At 74.2% G+C, this 20,916-nt stretch carries 21 protein-coding genes; 3 read left to right on the forward strand and 18 right to left on the reverse strand.

What is annotated here, in order from left to right:
• The 14 genes from argB to ABGB16_RS22790 form a co-directional block, all read right to left on the reverse strand.
• The coding region (argB, locus tag ABGB16_RS22725; RefSeq protein ID WP_347670112.1) for an acetylglutamate kinase at positions 1–1,062 on the reverse strand (1,062 nt) is incomplete at its 3' end.
• Positions 1,059–2,231 carry a bifunctional glutamate N-acetyltransferase/amino-acid acetyltransferase ArgJ gene (gene argJ / locus ABGB16_RS22730; protein ID WP_347670113.1) on the reverse strand — a complete coding sequence of 391 codons (1,173 nt, stop codon included), beginning with the start codon at positions 2,229–2,231 and terminating at the stop codon, positions 1,059–1,061. The genes argB and argJ, both read right to left, overlap by 4 nt.
• Before the next feature lie 175 nt (positions 2,232–2,406).
• Positions 2,407–3,408 (reverse strand): N-acetyl-gamma-glutamyl-phosphate reductase, encoded by a 1,002-nt coding sequence (argC, locus tag ABGB16_RS22735; RefSeq protein ID WP_347670114.1) that lies wholly within the window; start codon positions 3,406–3,408, stop codon positions 2,407–2,409.
• 133 nt (positions 3,409–3,541) lie between these two features.
• Positions 3,542–4,741, reverse strand: coding sequence for a low temperature requirement protein A (locus ABGB16_RS22740; RefSeq protein ID WP_347670115.1), 1,200 nt, complete (start codon positions 4,739–4,741; stop codon positions 3,542–3,544).
• Positions 4,742–4,932: 191 nt separating this feature from the next.
• The gene (gene pheT, locus ABGB16_RS22745; protein ID WP_347670116.1) at positions 4,933–7,482 is read right to left on the reverse strand and encodes a phenylalanine--tRNA ligase subunit beta; all 2,550 of its coding nucleotides are present in this window, start codon (positions 7,480–7,482) and stop codon (positions 4,933–4,935) included.
• A gap of 38 nt (positions 7,483–7,520) precedes the next feature.
• Entirely contained in the window at positions 7,521–8,600 is a 1,080-nt protein-coding gene (gene pheS, locus ABGB16_RS22750; protein ID WP_347670153.1) for a phenylalanine--tRNA ligase subunit alpha, read from the reverse strand.
• Positions 8,601–8,831: 231 nt separating this feature from the next.
• Positions 8,832–9,629 carry an RNA methyltransferase gene (locus ABGB16_RS22755; RefSeq protein WP_347670117.1) on the reverse strand — a complete coding sequence of 266 codons (798 nt, stop codon included), beginning with the start codon at positions 9,627–9,629 and terminating at the stop codon, positions 8,832–8,834.
• Positions 9,630–9,713: 84 nt separating this feature from the next.
• The gene (gene rplT, locus ABGB16_RS22760) at positions 9,714–10,106 is read right to left on the reverse strand and encodes a 50S ribosomal protein L20 (RefSeq protein WP_347670118.1); all 393 of its coding nucleotides are present in this window, start codon (positions 10,104–10,106) and stop codon (positions 9,714–9,716) included.
• Positions 10,107–10,138: 32 nt separating this feature from the next.
• A complete protein-coding gene (rpmI, locus tag ABGB16_RS22765) occupies positions 10,139–10,333 on the reverse strand; it encodes a 50S ribosomal protein L35 (protein ID WP_347670119.1) in 195 nt (64 codons plus the stop codon).
• A 19-nt stretch (positions 10,334–10,352) separates the two neighbouring features.
• Positions 10,353–10,958, reverse strand: a complete 606-nt coding sequence (infC, locus tag ABGB16_RS22770) for a translation initiation factor IF-3 (protein ID WP_347670120.1) — start codon at positions 10,956–10,958, stop codon at positions 10,353–10,355.
• 417 nt (positions 10,959–11,375) lie between these two features.
• Entirely contained in the window at positions 11,376–11,849 is a 474-nt protein-coding gene (locus ABGB16_RS22775) for a PH domain-containing protein (protein WP_347670121.1), read from the reverse strand.
• Positions 11,850–12,817: 968 nt separating this feature from the next.
• Positions 12,818–13,807 carry a DMT family transporter gene (locus tag ABGB16_RS22780; protein WP_347670122.1) on the reverse strand — a complete coding sequence of 330 codons (990 nt, stop codon included), beginning with the start codon at positions 13,805–13,807 and terminating at the stop codon, positions 12,818–12,820.
• The gene (gene hisG, locus ABGB16_RS22785; protein ID WP_347670123.1) at positions 13,795–14,640 is read right to left on the reverse strand and encodes an ATP phosphoribosyltransferase; all 846 of its coding nucleotides are present in this window, start codon (positions 14,638–14,640) and stop codon (positions 13,795–13,797) included. Before hisG ends, ABGB16_RS22780 begins: the two co-directional genes overlap by 13 nt.
• A 43-nt stretch (positions 14,641–14,683) precedes the next feature.
• Positions 14,684–15,010 carry a phosphoribosyl-ATP diphosphatase gene (locus ABGB16_RS22790; RefSeq protein ID WP_347670124.1) on the reverse strand — a complete coding sequence of 109 codons (327 nt, stop codon included), beginning with the start codon at positions 15,008–15,010 and terminating at the stop codon, positions 14,684–14,686.
• Between the two features lie 91 nt (positions 15,011–15,101).
• Here ABGB16_RS22790 and ABGB16_RS22795 point away from each other — a divergent pair, with 91 nt between their 5' ends.
• Genes ABGB16_RS22795 through ABGB16_RS22805 form a run of 3 tightly spaced genes read left to right on the forward strand, consistent with a single transcriptional unit; the run spans position 15,102 to position 17,556 of the window.
• Positions 15,102–15,971, forward strand: coding sequence for a transporter substrate-binding domain-containing protein (locus ABGB16_RS22795; RefSeq protein ID WP_347670125.1), 870 nt, complete (start codon positions 15,102–15,104; stop codon positions 15,969–15,971).
• Positions 15,968–16,816: an ABC transporter permease subunit gene (locus tag ABGB16_RS22800; RefSeq protein WP_347670126.1), complete on the forward strand. Its 849-nt coding sequence runs from the start codon at positions 15,968–15,970 to the stop codon at positions 16,814–16,816. Before ABGB16_RS22795 ends, ABGB16_RS22800 begins: the two co-directional genes overlap by 4 nt.
• Positions 16,813–17,556, forward strand: a complete 744-nt coding sequence (locus tag ABGB16_RS22805; protein WP_347670127.1) for an amino acid ABC transporter ATP-binding protein — start codon at positions 16,813–16,815, stop codon at positions 17,554–17,556. The genes ABGB16_RS22800 and ABGB16_RS22805 overlap by 4 nt, the downstream gene beginning before the upstream one ends.
• Positions 17,557–17,764: 208 nt before the next feature.
• Here ABGB16_RS22805 and ribH read toward each other — a convergent pair whose 3' ends face one another.
• From ribH to ABGB16_RS22825, 4 genes are all read right to left on the reverse strand, one after another.
• On the reverse strand, positions 17,765–18,265 hold the full coding sequence (gene ribH / locus ABGB16_RS22810; protein ID WP_347670128.1) for a 6,7-dimethyl-8-ribityllumazine synthase: 501 nt from the start codon (positions 18,263–18,265) through the stop codon (positions 17,765–17,767).
• Positions 18,266–18,267: 2 nt separating this feature from the next.
• A complete protein-coding gene (locus ABGB16_RS22815; protein WP_347670129.1) occupies positions 18,268–19,533 on the reverse strand; it encodes a bifunctional 3,4-dihydroxy-2-butanone-4-phosphate synthase/GTP cyclohydrolase II in 1,266 nt (421 codons plus the stop codon).
• A gap of 73 nt (positions 19,534–19,606) precedes the next feature.
• Positions 19,607–20,302: a nicotinamide riboside transporter PnuC gene (pnuC, locus tag ABGB16_RS22820; protein WP_347670154.1), complete on the reverse strand. Its 696-nt coding sequence runs from the start codon at positions 20,300–20,302 to the stop codon at positions 19,607–19,609.
• Positions 20,302–20,916 (reverse strand): riboflavin synthase, encoded by a 615-nt coding sequence (locus ABGB16_RS22825; protein ID WP_347670130.1) that lies wholly within the window; start codon positions 20,914–20,916, stop codon positions 20,302–20,304. Before ABGB16_RS22825 ends, pnuC begins: the two co-directional genes overlap by 1 nt.

The raw sequence follows: 20,916 nt of genomic DNA on the forward strand, positions 1-20,916 counted from the left end.
CGAGCCTTCTTCGTTCGCGACTGCGGGGCTTGGTCGCTGCGCTCCCGCACTCCTCGCGCTCACCGAGCCTTCTTCGTTCGCGACTGCGGGGCTTGGTCGCTGCGCTCCCGCACTCCTCGCGCTCACCGAGCCTTCTTCGTTCGCGACTGCGGGGCTTGGTCGCTGCGCTCCCGCACTCCTCGCGCTCACCATCGTTCCGAATCCTTCCGAGGTGAAGACCTCGAGCAGTGTGGAGTGGGCGACCCGGCCGTCGACGACGTGCGCGGCGGGCACTCCCCCGCGCACCGCCCGCAGGCAGGCCTCCATCTTGGGGACCATCCCCGACTCCAGGGACGGCAGCAGCCTCGCCAGCTCGTCGGCGGTGATCTCGCTGACCAGGCTGTCGGTGTCGGGCCAGTTCGCGTACAGGCCCGGCACGTCGGTGAGGACCACGAGCTTGCGGGCGTCCAGCGCGATCGCGAGCGCGGCGGCGGCGGTGTCGGCGTTGAGGTTGTGCAGCACCCCGTCGGCGTCCGGCGCGACGGTGGAGATCACCGGGATGCGGCCGGCGGCGATCAGGTCCGCCACGGCGGAGACGTCCACCGACTCGACGTCGCCGACCAGCCCGACGTCGACCGGCTGCCCGTCGACGTACGCGGGGCGGCGCACGGCGGTGAACAGGCCGCCGTCCTCGCCGGAGAGGCCCACGGCGAACGGGCCGTGCGCGTTGATCAGGCCGACCAGTTCCCGGCCGACCTGACCGACCAGCACCATCCGGACGACGTCCATCGCCTCCGGGGTGGTGACCCGCAGGCCGCCCCGGAACTCGCTGTCGATGCCGAGCCGGCCGAGCATCGCCGAGATCTGCGGCCCGCCGCCGTGCACCACGACCGGCCGGAGGCCGGCGTAGCGCAGGAAGACCATGTCGGCGGCGAAGGCCCGCTGGAGTTCGGGGTCGACCATGGCGTTGCCGCCGTACTTGACCACGACGGTGGCGCCGGAGAACCGGGCCAGCCAGGGCAGCGCCTCGATCAGCGCCTCGGCCTTGGCCTGCGCCCGGGTGAGGTTTGCGGAGAGACTCATGAGGAGTACGCCGAGTTCTCGTGCACGTACGCGTGCGACAGGTCGTTGGTCCAGATCGTCGCCGCCGCGTCGCCGGCGTGCAGGTCGATCCGGATGGTGACGTCCCGGCCGGCGAGGTCGACCTTGGAGCGGTCCTCGGCGGCGGCGCCCGAGCGGCACACCCAGACCCCGTTGACCGCCACGTCCACGCCGTCCGGCTCGAACGCCGCGGCGGTGGTGCCCACGGCGGCGAGGATGCGGCCCCAGTTCGGGTCGTTGCCGAACAGCGCGGTCTTGACCAGGTTGTTGCGGGCCACCGACCGACCCACCTCGACCGCGTCGTCCTCGTCGGCGGCGCCGACCACCTCGACGGCGATCTGCTTGGTGGCCCCCTCGGCGTCCGCGACCAACTGCTGGGCCAGGTCGTGGCACGCGGCGGTGACCGCGTGGGTCAGCTCCGCCTCGGTGGGCTCGATGCCGGACGCCCCGCTGGACAGCAGCAGCACCGTGTCGTTGGTGGACATGCAGCCGTCGGAGTCGACCCGGTCGAAGGTGAGCCGGCAGGCGGCGCGCAGCGCGGCGTCGAGCGCGTCCGGCCCGGCCACCGCGTCGGTGGTCAGCACGCAGAGCATCGTCGCCAGGCCGGGGGCGAGCATTCCCGCGCCCTTGGCCATGCCACCGACCGTCCAGCCGCCGCCGGCCACCACGGTGGTCTTCGGTCGGGTGTCGGTGGTCATGATCGCCTCGGCCGCCGCGGCGCCGCCGTCGCGGGACAGGCCGCGCGCGGCCGCCCGTACGCCGGAGAGCAGTTTCGGCATCGGCAGCCGCTCGCCGATCAGCCCGGTGGAGCAGACCGCCACCTCGCCCGCGCCGAGCATCAGCCGGGGGCTCAGCGAGGTCAGCACCGTGGCGGTGTGCTCGGCGGTGGCGTGGGTGTCCTGGAAACCGGCCGGGCCGGTGCAGGCGTTCGCGCCGCCGGAGTTGAGGATCACGGCCCGGACCACGCCGCCGCGGACCACCTGTTGGCTCCACAGCACCGGCGCGGCCTTGACACGGTTGGCGGTGAAGACGCCGGCGACCCCGGCGTCCGGGCCGTCGTTGACGACGAGGGCGACGTCGCCGGCGCCGCTGGCCTTGAGCCCGGCGGCGACGCCGGCCGCCCGGAAGCCCCGGGGGGTGGTGACGGTCACTGTGCCGACCTTTCGTTCGCGACTGCGGGGCTCCGCTCCGCTGCACTCCTCGCGCTCACCGGTGCCGACCTTTCGTTCGCGACTGCGGGGCTCCGCTCCGCTGCACTCCTCGCGCTCACCGGTGCCGACCTTTCGTTCGCGACTGCGGGGCTCCGCTCCGCTGCACTCCTCGCACTCACGGTGCCACTCCGTAGATGGACAGGCCGGTGGTCTCGGGGAGGCCGAGCATGAGGTTGGCGTTCTGCACGGCCTGGCCGGCGGCGCCCTTGCCGAGGTTGTCGACGGCGCTGACCACGATCACCCGCCCGGAGTCCACGTCGACGGTCGCCTGCAGGTGGCAGGAGTTCGACCCGAGGGTGGCGGCCGTGTGGGGCCACGCCCCCTCGGGCAGCACGTGCACGAACGGCGCGTCCGCGTACGCCTCGGTGAGCACCGCGCGGGGGTCGGCGGCGCCGGTCGGCACGGCGATGACCGTGGCGAGGATGCCGCGCGGCATCGGCGCCAGCACGGGGGTGAGCGACAGGCTGGCCGCCCCGGTGGCCTGCTTGATCTCCGGCACGTGCTGGTGGGCGCCGACCTTGTACGGCGACAGGTCCCCCATCACCTCGCTGCCGAGCAGGTGGGCCTTGGCGGCCCGGCCCGCGCCGGAGGTGCCGGAGGCGGCGACCGCGACCACGTCGGCGGGCGCGACCGCGCCGGCCGCGACCAGCGGCGCGAGGGCGAGCGTGACGGCGACGGCGTAGCAGCCGGTGTTCGCCACCCGGGTCGCGGCGGCGATCGCCGCGCGCTGGCCGGGCAGCTCGGGCAGCCCGTACGTCCAGGCGCCCGCGTGGGCGCCGCCGTAGTATCGCGCCCAGGCGGCCCCGTCGCGCAGCCGGTGGTCGGCGCCGAGGTCGACCACCCGGACCGTCTCCGGCAGGGCCGCGGCCAGGGCGGCGGACTCGCCGTGCGGCAGGGCCAGGAAGACCAGGTCCGCGTCGGCCAGGGCCGCCGGATCGGTCGCGCCGAGCGTCAGGTCCAGCCCCGCGAGCTGCGGGTGTACGGCGGCGACGGGCTGGCCGGCCTGGCTGTGCGCGGTGGCGGCGACCAACTCGAACTCGGGGTGACCGGCGATCAGGCGCAGCAGCTCGCCCCCGGCGTAGCCGCTCGCCCCGGCGACCGCAACTCGGATACCCATACCCACCTCCGCATGACTATACGGAAGAGGTTAGCAGGACCAGCAACGGCGCTGCAACTTCATACAGTGTGCTGCATGAATTTCGACCGCGGGCCCGCCTGACCGCCCTTTGGCGACCGGAACGCCGGGTTCCTCAGCCCTCGCGCGGCACGCCGGGCGGCGGGGCGATCTTTCTCGGGTACAGCCGCCAACTGATGGCGTTCGAGGTGGCCACGCCGGCCAGCACCAGGGCGGCGCCCGCGGCCACCAGCACGGGCGGCAGCACGAGGGTCACCGGGGCCAGGGCCGTGAGCGCCAGCAGGCCGATCGGCCTCGACCAGGAGACCCGGCTGAACGCCGCGTAGTCGAGCATCGACCGGCCGAGCAGGAACAGCGCCGGCCCACCGAGGATGACGAAGCCCCAGGACGTCGCCGTCTCGCCGGAGGGCTGTGAGATGGTCAGCTTGTCCCCCACCGCGCTGACCGCGACGCCGATGACCATGATCAGGTGCGCGTACGACGCGACGTCGCCGACGTAGGCCGGCACCCGGGACGACGCGATGGCGGTGGGGAGGATCTCGCCCGCCCGGTAGTAGTAGATCTGCCAGAACAGCACGGTGATCACGAACGCCACCACCAGGGCGAACGTCCGCTCGCGCTCGAAGCCGTACGGGCTGAACTGGATGCCCGAGGTCAGGATGCTCTCCCCGAAGGCGATGATGAGCACCTGCCGGTAACGCTCCGTCAGGTGCTCCTCCGCGATCGGCTGACCCCGCAGCCCGGCCCGGCCCAGCCAGGGCGTCGGGAAGTCGAGCAGCCCGCCGGCGTAGTCGATGAGGACCGCCAGGGTCCACCAGGCCAGTCGCGCCCCGTCCCGGGCGAAGATCCCGGCGATCCACGGGACGGCCGACAGGCACGCCCAGAAGACGATCCGGATGCTGACCCGGCGCGGGTACGAGTTCCCGCCGAACAGCACGAGCCAGAGATGCCGGAGCACCCCGATGGCGACGACCACCCCCGCGAAGACGCCCCCGCCCGTCTCCAGGGCGCGCGGCACCGCGGCGGCCGCCAGCAGGGCGCCGAGCATGGTCACGATGACCATGACCTGGATCATCGGGCGGGTGGGGTCGTACCGGTTGGCCGTCCAGGCCATGCGATACCAGAGCCACCAGAGGGCCAGGGTCAGCACCAACGCCGAATAGAAGCCATGCCAAGTCAGCTGCTCGACCAGCCGGTCGGAGAGGCGGGTGAGGGCGAAGACGAGCACCACGTCGAAGAGCAGCTCGACGAAGCCCGCCCGGCTGGGGGGCTCGCGGCTCCCCGGCAACTCGGCCGGCTTACCCCGCACATCCACGTGAGTTTGCCCTACTTTTGCCCGTTTGACCCAGTATCCCACCCGCGCTCACCACGCGAGGTGGAGCCAGGGGATTCGACGAGCGGGAGCCTCCCGCGACACCTGCGCCGGGTGCCGCGGACCCGGAGGACACGGTTGACAGAGGCCCCTTGCCATGCGGAACGCGCTGACAAGGGGCCCCTGCTCACACCTCAGGCGCCGCGCAGGGTGGCGCCGAAGCGCTCCGCCGCGCGGGCGACCGCCGCGTCACGGGCGGCCACCGCCTCCTCGACCGTCAGCGTCCGGTCGGGGGCGCGGAAGGTGAGCTTGTACGCCAGCGACTTGCGCCCGGCGCCGAGCTGCTCCGAGGCGTACACGTCGAACAGGCGCACGGCCTCCAGCAGCTCCCCGGCGCCGGCGACCAGGGCCCGCTGGACCTCCGCCGCCGGCACCGACTCGTCCACCACCAGGGCCACGTCGATCAGCGCCGGCGGGAACGTGGAGACCGTCGGCGCCGGGACGACCGGCGCGGCCGGCAACGCGTCCAGGTCCAGCTCCATGGCGCAGGTGCGCCGGGGCAGCTCCAGCGACGCCACCACGGCGGGGTGCAGCTCGCCGGCGTGACCGACCACGGCCCCGTCGACCAGCAGCTCGGCGCAGCGGCCGGGGTGCCAGGGGGCGTACTCGGCGGCCCGTACCTCGACCTGGTCGGCCGGGATACCGGCGGCGGCGAGCACCGTCCGGCCGGCCTCGATCGCGTCCGCCCAGCCCGCCGGCCGGCCGGCGCCCCACCAGCCGGCGGGCTCCACGTCCCCGGCCAGCACCGCGGCGACGTGCCGCGGCTGGTGCGGCACGACCGCGTCGGCGGCGGCGAGCTCGGCGTCCGTCGGCCGCCGGTCCACGCCCATGGCCGGCGGCACGCCGGCACCGGGCCGCGGGTGGAACACCGTGCCGATCTCGTACAGGGACACGTCGCGCAGGCCCCGGCCGAGGTTGCGCTTGAGGATGCCGAGCAGCGGGCCGAGCAGCGTGGTGCGCAGCAGCGGCTCCTCCTCCGACAGCGGGTTGGCCACCCGCACCGCGGCGCGGCGCGCGTCGCCGGCCGGCAGGCCGAGCAGGTCGGGCAGCTCGCGGGACACGAACGGGTGGGCCAGCACCTCGACGTACCCGCGCTCGGCGAGCGACCGGGCCACGGCCCGGCGGCGCCGCTGCTGCCAGGTCAGCCCCCGGCCGGGCGGCGCGGTCGGCAGCACCGACGGCACCCGGTCGTACCCGTCGAGGCGGACCACCTCCTCGACCAGGTCGGCCGGGTCGGTGAGGTCCGGGCGCCAGCTCGGCGGCACGACGGTGAGCACCTCGGCGCCGCCGCCGGCCGGGACCCCGGCCGAGCCCGGGTCCTCGCCCATCCGGTCGACGCCGCGGGTGACCGTGCAGCCGACCTGCTCCAGCAGGGACACCACCCGCTCCGGCGAGTACGGCACGCCCACCCGCCGCGTCGGCAGGTCCGCCGGGATGGTGACCGGGGTACGCGGCCGGACGTGGTCGATGTCGAGGACCTCGTCGCCGACCGTGCCGCCGGCGTGCTCCGTGAGCAGCCGCACGGCCCGCTCGATGGCGACCAACGACATGGCCGGGTCGACGCCGCGCTCCCAGCGCTTCGCCGCCTCGCTGAACAGCCTGTGCCGGCGGGCGGTGCGCCCGACCATCACCGGGTCCCAGTGGGCCGCCTCGAACAGCACGTTGGTGGTCGAGGCGACGACCTCGCTGGTCTCGCCGCCCATCACGGCCGCGAGGGAGATGGGGCCGGTGTCGTCGCAGATGATCATGTCCTCGGTGGTGAGGGTGCGCACCGTCCCGTCCAGGGTGGTCACCTTCTCCCCCGGCTCGGCCCGGCGCACCACCAGCGGCCCGCTGATCCGGTCGGCGTCGAAGGCGTGCATCGGCTGGCCCAGTTCGAGCATCACGTAGTTGGTGATGTCGACCGGCAGCGAGATGCTGCGGATGCCGGCCGCGGTGAGCCGCTGCTGCATCCAGCCGGGAGTGGCGGCGGTCGGGTCGATCCCGCGCACCATCCGGGCGGTGAACCGGTCGCAGCCGACCGTGTCACGCACCTCGACCGGGTACGCCGGCTCCGCCGTCCCGCCGGGGACGGGCACCAGGCCCGGGTCGCGGAACGGCACGCCGAGGGCGTGGGCCAGCTCGCGGGCGATGCCCCGGACGCTGAGCGCGTACCCCCGGTCGGGGGTGATCTCCAGCTCGACGACCACGTCGTCGAGGCCGACCACCGGCCGGGCGTCGTCGCCCGGCAGCGCCTTCGTGTCCTCGGGCAACACGATGATGCCCGAGTGGTCGTCGCCCAGCCCCAGCTCCTTCGCGGAACAGATCATGCCGTTGGAGTTGCGCCCGTACGTCTTGCGCGCGCCGATGGCGAAGCCGCCCGGCAGCACCCCGCCGGGGAGGATCACCACGACCCGGTCGCCGGGGGCGAAGTTGCGCGCCCCGCAGACGATCTCCTGCGGCTCGCCGGTGCCGTTGGCGGCGCCCACGTCGACCCGGCAGAACCGGATCGGCTTCTTGAAACCGGTCAGCTCCTCGATCTCCAGGACCTCGCCGACGACCAGGGCGCCGCTGACCGTCGTCCGCAGGTCCACCACGGACTCGACCTCGATGCCGAGGTCGACCAGCGCCTGCTCCAGGTCCTCGGCGGGAAGGTCGGCGGGAAGGTCGACGTACTCCCGCAGCCAACTGACAGAAACTCGCATGACTATTGACCACCGTCTCCGTAGCTTGTGGCGGGCGCCTAGGACCCGGTCCCGAACGCGCAGGTGAACCGCAGATCCCCCTCGGCCATGTCCCGCATGTCGCTCACCCCGTGCCGGACCATCACCGTCCGGTCGATGCCCATGCCGAACGCGAAACCGGAGTAGACCTCCGGGTCGATCCCGCAGGCGCGCAGCACCCGGGGGTTGACCATGCCGCAGCCGCCCCACTCGACCCACTGCGGCCCGTCGCGGTGCTCCGGGAACCACACGTCGAACTCGGCGGAGGGCTCGGTGAACGGGAAGTAGTGCGGCCGCCAACGGGTCTTCGCCTTCTCGCCGAACATGGCGCGGGCGAAGTGGTCCAGGGTGCCGCGCAGGTGGGCCATGGTGATGCCCTTGTCCACCACCAGGCCCTCGACCTGGTGGAAGACCGGCGCGTGGGTGGCGTCCAGCTCGTCGGTGCGGTAGACCCGGCCGGGCACGACCACGTAGATCGGCGGCTTGCGGGTCAGCATGGTGCGCGCCTGCACCGGGGAGGTGTGGGTGCGCAGCACCAGGCCGGAGCTCTCGGCGCCGGAGGGCGCGGCGATGTGGAAGGTGTCCATCAGGCCGCGGGCCGGGTGGTCGGCGGGGATGTTGAGGGCGTCGAAGTTGGTCCACTCCAGCTCGGCCTCGGGCCCCTCGGCCACCTCGTAGCCCATCCCGACGAACAGGTCGCTGATCTGCTCCATCAGCACGCTCAGCGGGTGCCGGGCGCCGCGCGGCCGGCGGTCGTACGGCAGGGTGACGTCCACCCGCTCCTCGACCAGCACCCGGGCGGCCTGCTCGCGCTCGAGCACCTCGGCACGGGCGGCGTAGCCGGCCTCGATCGCCCGGCGGGCCTCGTTGACCCGCTTGCCGGCGTCGGCCTTCGCGGCCGGCGGCAGCGCGCCGATCTCCCGGCGGGCCAGCGAGACCGGCGACCGGTCGCCGAGGTGCGCGGGGCGCAGCGCGGCCAGCGCGTCCGGGTCCGCGGCGGCGGCGAACGCCTTCTCGGCGGCGGCGACGGCCTCGGCCAGGGCGTCCGGGTCGAGCAGGGCAACCTGCTTCGGGTCGTACGGATCGTTGCGGTAGGTCATGGCGTACGGGTACTCCCTCACGGCGGCGCCAGCCCGTCACGGGCGGCGAAGCGAGTCTACGGACGCGCGGCTGTGCCGCAGCCCGCCGGTGGGAGATCGCGCAGGAGGAAGGGTCAGGCCTGCCGCCCGCCGACACCGGCGGGCTGGCTAAACGAACGCCGTGGCGCGTTCACCATGTGGACGACACTCCCCTGCTGTGATGACCGCGCACGCCCGGAACCGCTGGGGGCGTCAGCGCAGTGCTCTCGCTGAAGCGTACAGGCAGACGGCCGCCGCCGCAGCCAGGTTGAGGCTCTCGGCGCGCCCGTGCAGCGGCACCCGGACCCGGGCGTCGGCGGCGTCGGTCAACTCCGCCGGCAGACCGTGCGCCTCCGAGCCGAACAGCCACGCCGTCGGGGTGGCGAGGGCCCCGGCGTCGGCGAGGTCGTCGAGGTCGCTGTCGCCGTACCCGGTGGTGGCCAGCACGGTGAGCCCCGCGGCCCGCAGGGCGGCGACGACCGCGACCGGGTCGGCGGCCCGGACCACGTCGAGGTGGAAGAGGCTGCCGGCGGAGGCCCGCACGCACTTGCCGTTGTACGGGTCGACGGCGTCGCCCGCGAAGACCACCGCCTGGGCCCCGGCGGCGTCGGCGGTGCGCAGGACGGTGCCGGCGTTGCCCGGATCACGGATCTCGGCGAGCACCGCCACCAGCCGGGGGTCACGGGCGAGGGCCCGCTCCAGCGGCACGTCCAGGTGCCGGCACACGGCGACGAGGCCCTGCGGGGCGACCGTCTCGGCGAGTGCGGCGAGGGCGTCGTCGGTGACCGGGGAGACCGGCACGTCCGCGCGGGCGGCGCGGGCGGCCAGTTCGGCGTACCGGTCGAGGGCGGCGGGGGTGCCGAACAGCTCGACGACGGTGTCCGGGCGGGCCAGGGCCTCGCGCACGGCCTGCGGCCCCTCGGCGAGGAACCGGCCGGTGGAGTCGCGGTCGCGGCGGCGGTGCAGCCGGCGGGCGGCGGCCACCCTGGGGGTACGCGGGGTGAAGAGCATGGTGTCCGGTCCCGGGAGACGGCCGAGGCGCCCCCCGCGCATCGCTGCGGACACGGGGGGACGCCTCGACTCAGGTACGGCGGATCAGGCGGCCTGGGCCGCGGCGCCACCGGTGCCCTCGGCCGCCACGGCGGCGCGGGCCACCTCGACGATCCCGGCGAACGCCGTGGCGTCGTTGACAGCCAGGTCGGCCAGGATCTTGCGGTCGACCTCGACGCCGGCCAGCTTGAGGCCCTGGATCAGCCGGTTGTAGGTCATCCCGTTGGCGCGGGCGGCCGCGTTGATCCGGGTGATCCACAGCTGCCGGAAGTCGCCCTTGCGGTCGCGGCGGTCCCGGTAGGCGTACTGCATCGAGTGCAGCACCTGCTCCTTGGCCTTGCGGTAGAGCCGGGAGCGCTGACCGCGGTAGCCGCTCGCGGTCTCCAGCAGGGTACGGCGCTTCTTCTGGGCGTTCACAGCCCGCTTGACGCGTGCCATCTCAACTCCTTCTTCGGTTCAGGTGGCGCGCGTCAGCGGCCGAGCAGCTTCTTGATTCGCTTGACGTCGGCCTTGGCCACCTCGACCGTGCCGGTCAGCCGGCGGGTCCGGGTGGAGGACTTCTTCTCCAGCAGGTGCCGCTTGCCGGCCTGCTCGGCAACGACCTTGCCCTTGCCGGTCAGGCGAACCCGCTTGCCCATCCCCGTGTGGCTCTTCATCTTCGGCATTGGTACGTCTTCTCCCCTGTCACTCGCCGGTGGTCCCGGCGGGTCCGGCCGCCTCGGCCGGCGACGCCTCGGCGGCGCCAGTCTCCCGCTCGCGCGGCGCGCCACCGCGGGCCGCCGTGGCGGCCGCCTTCGTGGCGCGGTGCGGCGCGAGCACCATGATCATGTTTCGACCGTCCTGCTTCGGAGCGGCCTCGACGTACCCCAGCTCCGAGATCTCGGACTCGAGCCGGCGCAGGAGCCGGTAGCCCAGCTCCGGGCGGCTCTGCTCCCGACCGCGGAACATGATCGTCACCTTGACCTTGTCGCCGGCCTTGAGGAACCGCACCACGTGACCCTTCTTGGTCTCGTAGTCATGCGGGTCGATCTTCGGCCGGAGCTTCATCTCCTTGATGACGGTCTGCTGCTGGTTACGCCGCGCTTCGCGCGCCTTCAGTGCGCTCTCGTACTTGAACTTGCCGAAGTCCATGAGCTTGCACACCGGCGGGCGCGCCATCGGCGCAACCTCGACCAGGTCCAGGTCGACGTCCGCGGCCAGCTGAAGGGCGCGCTCCAGCGGGACGATGCCCACCTGCTCACCCTCAGGGCCGACCAGTCGGACCTCACGTGCCCGGATCTGCTCGTTCACGCGTGGTTCGACGCTGATGGGGCCTCCTCGAGTCGAGTTCTGTCACGGTGGCCGACTCCGCGGCTCCCGTGCTCTGTCACGGTGCCGACCCTTCGGCTCCCGTGATGGGAGCCGACCTGGAAAGCAGAAGGCCCCGGCGCATGCCAGGGCCCGCTCGACCGGTCGGCACGATCACATGATCGCGCATCCGGAGCCGGGGCGTGCCCGGAACCGGAGACCGGACCCGGCCGCCGACTGGGGCGACTCGGGTGGGAGCGGGTGCTCCGCTTCAGGACCACCCACACGTACACGACGGGGGCAGTCTGGTCGACTCAGCAACACTACACCCTCGGCGACCCGGGCCCCAACCCGGGTGGGCGGCAGGTCAACGACCCGCGGTGCCCTCGACAAGCGCCGCGACCCGGGGTAGGCGGCAGGTCAACGACCCGCGGTGCCCTCGACAAGCGCCGCAAGGTGCGCCTGGTGCAGCCGGCGCAGCGCGCGTACGCCCTCGACCGCCAGCTCCTTGTCGGCGGCCTGGAGGGCGACCATCGGCAGCAGGTCGTCGTCGTGCAGCTCCAGGCTGGCCCAGGGCGCGCCCCGGTCGAAGCGCACCCCCCGGACGACCTCCCAGGGCAGCTCGTACGAGCCGATCACGTTGCGCACCCGCACCCCCCGGGCGTCCGCCTGGACGCGGGGCCGGGTGAACAGCAGGAAGCCCAGCGCGCCGAAGACACCCAGACCGACCATGGCGAGCTGGTCGCCGCGCTGGAACGTGCCGTAGCCGTCACCGGTGGGACCGGTCAGCGAGGTGGCCACCAGGCCGAACACGACGACCAGGGCGGCGGCCGACGCCCAGCAGACCAGCCGGATCCGGCGCGGCCGCAGGGTGACCAGTTCGGTGTCGCTCACCCCACCAGTCTGCCATCCGTCCCGGGCGACCTGCCGGCCGGCACACGAGTCCGTCCGGCGCGGGTGGATGCCGCCGTGTCGCCGACAGGGCGGCATCCACCCGTGCGGGACCATCCCGTGTCGCCGACATGGCGTCCACCCTCGCCGGACCACCCCATGTCGGCGACATGGCGTCGACCCGCGCGTGACCACCCCAGGTCGCCGACATCGCGGCATCCATCCGCGCGGGACCACCCCGTGTCGCCGACATCGCGGCATCCGCCCGCGCCGGACCACCCCGGGTCGGCGACATGGCATCGACCCGCGCGTGACCACCCCAGGTCGCCGACATCGCGGCAACCACCCGCGCCGGACCACCCCGTGTCGCCGACATCGCGGCAACCACCCGCGCCGGACCACCCCGTGTCGCCGACATGGCATCCACCCTCGCCGGACCGCCCCAGGTGGCCGACATCGCGGCAACCACCCGCGCCGGACCACCCCGTGTCGCCGACATCGCGGCATCCATCCGCGCGGGACCACCCCGTGTCGCCGACATCGCGGCATCCGCCCGCGCCGGACCACCCCGTGTCGCCGACATCGCGGCATCCGCCCGCGCCGGACCACCCCGTGTCGCCGACATGGCATCCACCCTCGCCGGACCACCCCAGGTCGCCGACATGGCGTCCACCCGCGCCGGACCACCCCGGGTCGGCGACATGGCATCCACCCTCGCCGGACCGCCCCAGGTGGCCGACATCGCGGCAACCACCCGCGCCGGACCACCCCAGGTCGCCGACATCGCGGCAACCACCCGCGCCGGACCACCCCGTGTCGCCGACATCGCGGCAACCACCCGCGCCGGACCACCCCAGGTCGCCGACATCGCGGCAACCACCCGCGCCGGACCACCCCAGGTCGCCGACATCGCGGCAACCACCCGCGCCGGACCACCCCGTGTCGGCGACATCGGGTCGATCAGCCGGCGCTCAGGCGTCGACCGGGCGGCCCCGGGCCGGCGCGGCCGGCGCGGCCGGCGCGGCCGGCGCGGCCGGCGCGGCCGGCCGGCGGGTGCCGCGGCCCGCGACCAGCACGGCGACCAGGGTGAGGGCGGCGCCGGCCAGCACGGGCAGCCGCAGCCCGGCCCCGCCCGGCAGCGCGACGTCCAGCAGCAGCGCGCCGCCGAGCTGGCCGGCGACCAGGGCCAGCCCGGTGCGCAGCACCCCCACCGCGCGTACCCCGACCATCAGGGAGAGGACGATCGCGACCCCGAGCGCGCCGCCCGCGTAGAGGTACCAGTCGCCCGGCCAGCTCGGCGCGGGCCCGGTGAACGATCCGGCGAGCGCGGCCACCGCCACGATCACCGGGGTGCCGACGGCGAAGTTCACGGCGATTCCGGCGGTGCTGCCGCCGGCCTGGGCGACCCGGCCGTTGAGCGCGGACTGCAGCGCGACGGCCAGCCCGCCGGCGACGGCGAGCAGGAGCGCCCCGACGGCGAGCCCGCCGACCGGCCGGCCGAGCTGGGCCAGGGCCACGGCCGCGACGCCGAGCAGCGCGCCGAGCACCCGGGGCAGGGTCAGCCGCAGCCGGCCGACCGGGGCGAGGCCGGCCCGGTCCACCCCAAGCCCGCCGAGGCTGCCGCCGGCCACCTGGGCGATGGTGAAGACCGCCACCCCGAGCACCGGGACGACGTACACAGCCGCCGTCACGATCCCCGCCCCGCCCAGCCCGCCGAGGTGCGCCCACCAGGGCAGCCGGGCCCGCCGCAGCGCGGCGAACCCGGCCCGGGTGGACGGCAGCGCCAGCAGGCCGAGCACCAGCAGGCAGCCGCCGAGGTTGTTGACCAGCGCCCCGAGGACCGGCTCGCCGACCCGCTCCCCCAGCTCCGCGTTGACCGCGCCCTGCACGGCGCTCGCCCCGCCGCCGAGGACGACCAGCGTCAGCGCGGCCGCCGGGGGCAGGGGCCTCACAGCCGGCACGCGTGGATGTTGGTGACCAGGATGGCCCGGGCGCCCAGCTCGTAGAGCTCGTCCATGATCCGGTGCACGTCGTCGCGCTGCACCATCGCCTGCACCGCCACCCAGCCCTCGCGGTGCAGCGGGGACACGGTGGGCGACTCGATGCCGGGGGTCAGCGAGCTGGCCCGGTCGAGCAGCCCGGCGGGGACGTCGTAGGCGAGCATGACGTAGCGCCGGGCGACCAGCACCCCGTGCAGCCGGCGCAGCAACTGCGCGGCCTGGGGGTGCCCGGGGGCCTCGGCCCGGCGGACCAGCACCGCCGAGGAGACCAGCAGCGGATCGCCGATGATCTCCAGGCCGGCCTGGCGGAGGGTGGCCCCGGTGGAGACCACGTCGGCCACCACGTCGGCGACACCGAGGCGGACGGCGTTCTCCACCGCGCCATCGAGCCGGATCACGTCGGCGGTCAGCCCGTGCTCGTCCAGGTAGCGGCGGACCACCCCCGGGTACGCGGTGGCGATCCGGTGGCCGCCCAGTTCCTTGGGGGAGGTGAGGGTGCCCGGGCGGGCGGCGAAGCGGAAGGTGGCCCCGCCGAAGGCGAGGTCGACCACCTCCTCGGCCGGGGCGCCGGAGTCGACCAGCAGGTCCCGGCCGGTGATGCCGAGGTCCAGGTCCCCGGAGCCGACGTAGGTGGCGATGTCCCGGGGACGCAGATAGAAGAATTCGACGTCGTTGGCCTCGTCGGCGCAGACGAGGTCCTTGGGGTCGCGGCGCTGCCGGTACCCGGCCTCGCGCAGCATCTCGGTGGCCGGTCCGGCCAGGGTGCCCTTGTTGGGGATGGCGACACGCAGCATGGTGAGTGCTCCTTCGATCGGGTCTGATCAGCGGGTGGGGCACTCACAGATGTCGGTAGACGTCCCTGAGCTCCAGGCCGGTGGCCAGCATCAGCACCTGCGTCTGGTAGAGCAGCTGGGAGATCTCCTCGGCCGCCCGCTCCGGGCCCTCGTGCTCGGCCGCCATCCACGACTCGGCCGCCTCCTCGACGACCTTCTTGCCGATGAAGTGCACGCCCTTCTCCAGCGCGGCGACCGTGCCGGAGCCCGGGGTGCCGGCCGCGGCCTTGTCCCGCAGCTCGGCGAACAACTCCTCGAACGTCTTCACGGAAGGCGATTCTTCCAGCTCGTCGCCGTCAAGCCGGGCAGCGGGTCCGGTGGGTCCGACCATCGGGACGGCGCGTCGGGGGGTGTGCCGCAATTCCTATCAGCATGGTGGGACGGCCCCCTGCCGCGACCGCCGTGGTCCTACGCTGTCCGCCATGGTCAGCACCTCCCGTACCCTCGCGCTCGGCGCGGCCGGCGCCGCCCTCGTCGCGGTCGCCGCCTGCGCGCCCCAGGACGACAACTCCCCCACCACGACCGCCACCACCGCCGCGGCGTCCTGCACGAAGGACAGCCTGCGTACGCGAACCCCCGGCAAGCTCACCATCGCCACCGACGAGCCGGCGTACGAGCCGTGGTTCAAGGACAACAAGCCGGACAACGGGGAGGGCTTCGAGGCCGCCGTGGCGTACGCGGTGGCCGAGCAGCTCGGGTACGCCCGCGGCGACGTCACCTGGACCCGGGTGAAGTTCGACGCCGCCATCGCCCCCGGCCCGAAGGACTTCGACTTCGACATCAACCAGTTCTCCGTCACCGAGGAGCGTAAGCGGGCGGTCGACTTCTCCGCGCCGTACTACCAGGTGCGGCAGACGGTCATCGCGCTGAAGTCGTCCAAGATCGCCGGGAAGACGTCGCTGGCGGACCTGCGCGGCGCGAAGCTCGGCGCGCAGGTGGGCACCACCAGCTACCAGGCGATCACCGAGGTGATCAAGCCGACGGTGCAGCCGCAGGTCTACAACAGCAACGACGACGCCAAGAAGGCCCTCCAGAACGGGCAGCTCGATGGTCTCGTGGTCGACCTGCCGACCGCCTTCTACATCACCGGCGCGGAGCTGACCGACGCGACGATCGTCGGCCAGGTGCCGCAGGTCGGCACGCCGGAGGAGTTCGGGCTGCTGCTGGACAAGGGCTCGCCGCTGACCGCGTGCGTGAGCGACGCCGTCGGCAAGCTCACCGCCGCGGGCACGCTCAAGCAACTGGAGCAGAAGTGGCTCGCCCAGGCGGCGGGGGCGACCGAACTCACGTGACCCTCGCCCCGCACATCCTCTCCGAGGCACAGCAACGGCGGGCCGCGTACCGCCGCCGGCAGACGGTCTCCAGCGTGCTGGTCGCCGCCGCGTCCACGGCGGCGCTCGGCACGCTGCTGGTCGTGGCGGTGACCGGCGCGCCCGGCTGGGACCGGGTCCGCGAGTCGTTCCTGGACCCGGCGATCGCCCGGGACGCGCTGCCGGCGGTGCTGTCCGGGCTCTGGCTCAACCTCCGGCTGCTGGTCGCCTGCGCGGCCGGGGCGCTGCTGCTCGGGCTGCTGATCGCGATCCTGCGTACGCTGCGCGGGCCGGTGTTCTTCCCGGTCCGGGCCCTCGCGGCCGGGTACACGTACACCTTCCGCGGCCTGCCGTTGATCATCGTGCTCTACGTGCTGACGCTCGGGGTACCGGGGCTGCGGCTGCAGGGCATGCCGTCGGTGCTGGTGCTCGGCGGGCTCGCCCTGGTGCTCACCTACGGCGGCTACCTGGCCGAGGTGTTCCGGGCCGGCATCGAGTCGGTGCACCCCAGTCAGCTCGCGGCGGCCCGCTCGCTCGGGCTGACGTACCGGCAGACCATGCGGCACGTGGTGCTGCCGCAGGCCGTCCGGCGGGTGGCCCCGCCCCTGCTCAACGACGTGGTCGCGCTGCAGAAGGACGTCGGGCTGGTCTCCCTGGCCGGCCCGATCGACGCCGTACGCGCCGCGCAGATCGCCACCGCCGAGACGTTCAACTACACGCCCTACATCCTGGCCGGGGCGCTGTTCGTGCTGCTCGCGATCCCGCTGATCGCCGTCACCGACTGGGTGACGCTGCGTTCGGCCCGGCGTCAGGGAGGTACGCGATGACGCTGCTGCGGTGCCGCGGGCTGCGCAAGGAGTTCGGCGGCCACGTGGTGCTCGACGGCCTGGACCTGACCGTCGCCGAGCACCAGGTGGTGGCGCTGATCGGCGCGTCCGGGTCGGGCAAGTCGACGTTGCTGCGCTGCGTCAACCTGCTGGAGGAGCTGGACGACGGCACCATCGAGCTGGACGGGGAGGACATCTCCGACCCGCGCGTCGACCCGGACCGGGTACGCCGGCGGATCGGAATGGTCTTCCAGTCGTACAACCTCTTCCCGCACCTGAGCGTGCTGGAGAACATCACGCTCGCCCCGCGCCGGGTGCACCGGCGGGCCCGGGCGGAGGCCGAGGCGCAGGCCCGGGAGCTGCTCGACCGGGTGGGGCTGGGCGGGAAGGCGGACGCGTACCCGGACCGGCTCTCCGGCGGGCAGCAGCAGCGGGTGGCGATCGTCCGGGCGCTGGCCAACTTCCCCCGGCTGATCCTGCTCGACGAGGTCACCTCCGCGCTCGACCCGGAGCTGGTGGGCGAGGTGCTGGCGATGATCCGCGACCTGAAGGCCGACGGGATGACGATGGTGCTGGCCACCCACGAGATGGGCTTCGCCCGGGAGGTCGCCGACCAGGTGTGCTTCCTCGACGGCGGGCGGGTGGTCGAGTCCGGGCCGCCGGAGCAGGTGCTCGGCGAGCCGACGCAGCCCCGGACCCGGCAGTTCCTGCGCCGGATCATCGAGGCCGGCCGACTCTGACGGCCGGCCCGGCCGCCGGGCCCGCCCGCCGGCCCGCCAGGCCGCCGGGGCCCGCCCGCCGGGCCGCCAGGCCGACCGGGCCGCCATGTCGGCGGCATGGCGGCATCGCGCCGGCCCGGACAGCGCCATGTCGGCGACATCGCGCCCGCCCACCGGCCCGGGCGCGCGGCCCGGCCAGCGGGCGCGCGCCGGGGCCGGTGGGTGGGGGTCAGCCGGCGAAGCCGACCCGCTGCCCGGGCGTGGCGGACAGGCCGCGGATCGCCAGCGCGGCGTCCAGCGCCGCCACCGTCGCCGCCCAGCCCTTGTCCTCGGCGGAGCCGGGCAGCCCGGCCCGGTCCTTGGCCTGCTCGATGGTGTCCACGGTGAGCACGCCGTGGGCGACCGGCTTGCCCTCGTCCAGCGCCACCCGGGTCAGCCCGTCGGTGACCGAGCGGCAGACGTAGTCGAAGTGGGCGGTCGCCCCGCGGACGACCACGCCGAGGGCGACCACCACGTCGAACCGGCGGGCCATCGCCTGCGCCACCACGGGCAGTTCCACCGACCCGGCCACCCGGGCCACCACCGCCCGCGCGCCGCACGCCTGGGCGGCGGCGACCGCCCGGTCGACCATGTGGTCGGTCAGCTCGCCGTGCCAGCGCGCCGCGACCACCCCGACGGTCATCCCGACGGCGTCGACCGCCTCGACCCCGGGCTCGCCGAATCCCGCCATGGCTACGCTCCGATCTCGTCGCCGGTGGCCGGGCGCCCCGACGGCGCCTCGGTCACCTCGTCCAACTCGTCCAGCAGGTGACCCATCCGGTCCCGCTTGGTGCGCAGGTAGCGCACGTTCTCCGGGTGCGGGCGCACCGGCAGCCCCTCGCGGCCGGTGACCGTCAGCCCGTACCCCTCCAGCCCGGCACGCTTGGCCGGGTTGTTGGTCAGCAGCCGCATCGACCGGACGCCGAGGTCGTAGAGGATCTGCGCGCCGGGGCCGTAGTCCCGGGCGTCGGCCGGCAGCCCCAGGTCGAGGTTGGCGTCCACCGTGTCCCGGCCCCGGTCCTGGAGTTGGTACGCCTGGAGCTTGTGCAGCAGGCCGATCCCCCGCCCCTCGTGTCCGCGCACGTAGAGCACCACCCCGCGCCCCTCCTGGGCGACCCGGGCCAGGGCGGCCTGCAACTGTGGCCCGCAGTCGCAGCGCAGCGAGCCGAACACGTCCCCGGTGAGGCACTCGGAGTGCACCCGCACCAGCACGTCCCGCCCGTCGCCAAGGTCGCCCATGACCAGGGCGATGTGCTCGGCGGGATCGTGCTCGGCGCGGTAGCCCAGCGCCCGGAACTCCCCGTACGGGGTGGGCATGCGGGCCGACGCCACCTGCTCCACCTGCTTCTCCGTGCGCCGCCGGTGGGCGATCAGGTCGGCGATGGTGACCAGGGTCAGCCCGTGCTCGGCGCAGAACTTCTCCAGGTCTGGCAGGCGCATCATGGTGCCGTCGTCGTTGACCAGCTCGCAGAGCACGCCGGCCGGGCGCAGGCCGGCCAGCCGGGTCAGGTCGACCGCCGCCTCGGTGTGCCCGGGCCGCCGCAGCACCCCGCCCTCGCGGGCGCGCAGCGGCACGACGTGCCCGGGCCGCGCCAGGTCGGTCGGTACGGTCGACGGGGCGGCGAGCAGCCGGATGGTGTGCGCCCGGTCGGCCGCCGAGATGCCGGTGCTGACCCCCTCCCGGGCGTCCACCGTCACCGTGTACGCGGTGCCCCGGCGGTCCTGGTTGGTGTGGTGCATCGGCGGCAGGTCCAGCCGGTCGCACTCGCTCTCGGTGAGCGGCACGCAGATGTAGCCGGAGGTGTAGCGGACCATGAACGCGACCAGCTCCGGGGTGGCGAGCTCAGCCGCGAAGATCAGATCCCCCTCGTTCTCCCGGTCGGCGTCGTCGACCACGACCACGGGACGGCCGGCGGCGATGTCGGCCACCGCCTGCTCGATGCTCGCAAAGGTGGTCATGCCGGCACTCCACTTCGTTCCGCGCCGTCATGACGCAACAGCCTGAGCCTGATGATTCGCTCGCTGCGCTCGCTCATGCCACTGCCTCCGAGTAGGTGGGCGGGATCGGGGCGTCGGCCGGGCGGGCGGTGCGGGACGTCCGCCACCAGGCGACGAGGCCCCACACGCAGAACCCGCCGTAGACGAGGTACATGGCGGCCGACGGGTAGAAGCCCCCGCGCAGCAGCAGCGGCACGCCGACGGCGTCCACCGCGATCCAGACCAGCCAGAACTCCACCCAGCCGCGGGCCATGCCGTACGTGGCCAGCAGGCTGCCGGTGAGGATCCAGGCGTCCGGCAGCGGCCCCCAGGAGCCGAGCGCGGCCAGCACCGGGTACGCGGCGGCGGTGCCGGCCACGGCGGCCGCCAGCAGGCCGAGGCGCTCCCGGCCGGTGGCCCAGCGCGGCGCGACCGCCCGGTCGCCGGCGACCCCGAGGCGGCGGTTGCGCCGCCAGCGCCACCAGCCGTAGAGGCTGACGGCGAAGAAGAAGACCTGCCGGCCGGCCTGGCCGTACAGGTCGTGCTCCTGCGGGGTGGCGAACACCCCGCCGAGGAATACGGTGAACAGCAGCGCGTTGCCGATCATGCCGACCGGCCAGGCCCAGACCAGCCGGCGCAGGCCGAGCAGGGCGGAGGCCAGCCCGAAGACGTTGCCGACGATCTCCCGGACCAGCACCGGCGAGCCGGCGACGTCCACCTGGGCGTCGAGCAGCCAGCCGAGCGGGCCGATCACCGCTCGCCCCCGCCGGCCAGCCGGTCGCCGAGCAGCCGCTCGACGTACTTGGCCAGCACGTCCACCTCCAGGTTGACCGGGTCGCCGACCCCCCGGGAGCCGAGGGTGGTGAGCTTGAGCGTGGTGGGGATCAGCCCGACGGTGAACCAGTCCGCCCCGACCTGCGCCACGGTCAGCGAGACGCCGTCGACGGTGATCGAGCCCTTCTCCACCACGTACCGGGCGAGGTCGGTGGGGAGGCGGAAGCGGACCGTCTCCCACTGCGCGGCCGGCTCCCGGGACAGCACCTCGCCGACGCCGTCCACATGGCCCTGCACGATGTGCCCGCCGAGCCGGCTGTTCAGCGCGGCGGCGCGCTCCAGGTTGACCGGGTCGCCCCGGCGCAGGGCGCCGAGGGCGGAGCGGCGCAGGGTCTCGCCCATCACGTCGGCCGTGAAGACGTTGCCGTCGACGTCGACCACGGTGAGGCAGACCCCGTTGACGGCGATGGAGTCGCCGTGCCGGGCGTCCGCGGTGACCAGGGGGCCGCGGATGGCGACCAGCGCGGAGTCGCCCCCCGTGTCGGCGACCCGGACGACCTCGCCCAGCTCCTCGACGATGCCGGTGAACAT

Origin of the sequence: Micromonospora sp. B11E3 (assembly GCF_039871625.1) — a bacterium.
GTDB lineage: Bacteria > Actinomycetota > Actinomycetes > Mycobacteriales > Micromonosporaceae > Micromonospora.

Excerpts from the sequence above, each read along its gene's own strand:
- argC (WP_347670114.1), bottom strand. The coding sequence starts at position 3,408 with ATGGGTATCCGAGTTGCGGTCGCCGGGGCGAGCGGCTACGCCGGGGGC.
- pheT (WP_347670116.1), bottom strand. The coding sequence starts at position 7,482 with ATGCGAGTTTCTGTCAGTTGGCTGCGGGAGTACGTCGACCTTCCCGCC.
- pheS (WP_347670153.1), bottom strand. The coding sequence starts at position 8,600 with ATGACCTACCGCAACGATCCGTACGACCCGAAGCAGGTTGCCCTGCTC.
- ABGB16_RS22755 (WP_347670117.1), bottom strand. The coding sequence starts at position 9,629 with ATGCTCTTCACCCCGCGTACCCCCAGGGTGGCCGCCGCCCGCCGGCTG.
- rplT (WP_347670118.1), bottom strand. The coding sequence starts at position 10,106 with ATGGCACGCGTCAAGCGGGCTGTGAACGCCCAGAAGAAGCGCCGTACC.
- rpmI (WP_347670119.1), bottom strand. The coding sequence starts at position 10,333 with ATGCCGAAGATGAAGAGCCACACGGGGATGGGCAAGCGGGTTCGCCTG.
- hisG (WP_347670123.1), bottom strand. The coding sequence starts at position 14,640 with ATGCTGCGTGTCGCCATCCCCAACAAGGGCACCCTGGCCGGACCGGCC.
- ABGB16_RS22790 (WP_347670124.1), bottom strand. The coding sequence starts at position 15,010 with ATGGTCGGACCCACCGGACCCGCTGCCCGGCTTGACGGCGACGAGCTG.
- ABGB16_RS22795 (WP_347670125.1), top strand. The coding sequence starts at position 15,102 with ATGGTCAGCACCTCCCGTACCCTCGCGCTCGGCGCGGCCGGCGCCGCC.
- ABGB16_RS22805 (WP_347670127.1), top strand. The coding sequence starts at position 16,813 with ATGACGCTGCTGCGGTGCCGCGGGCTGCGCAAGGAGTTCGGCGGCCAC.
- ribH (WP_347670128.1), bottom strand. The coding sequence starts at position 18,265 with ATGGCGGGATTCGGCGAGCCCGGGGTCGAGGCGGTCGACGCCGTCGGG.
- ABGB16_RS22815 (WP_347670129.1), bottom strand. The coding sequence starts at position 19,533 with ATGACCACCTTTGCGAGCATCGAGCAGGCGGTGGCCGACATCGCCGCC.
- ABGB16_RS22825 (WP_347670130.1), bottom strand. The coding sequence starts at position 20,916 with ATGTTCACCGGCATCGTCGAGGAGCTGGGCGAGGTCGTCCGGGTCGCC.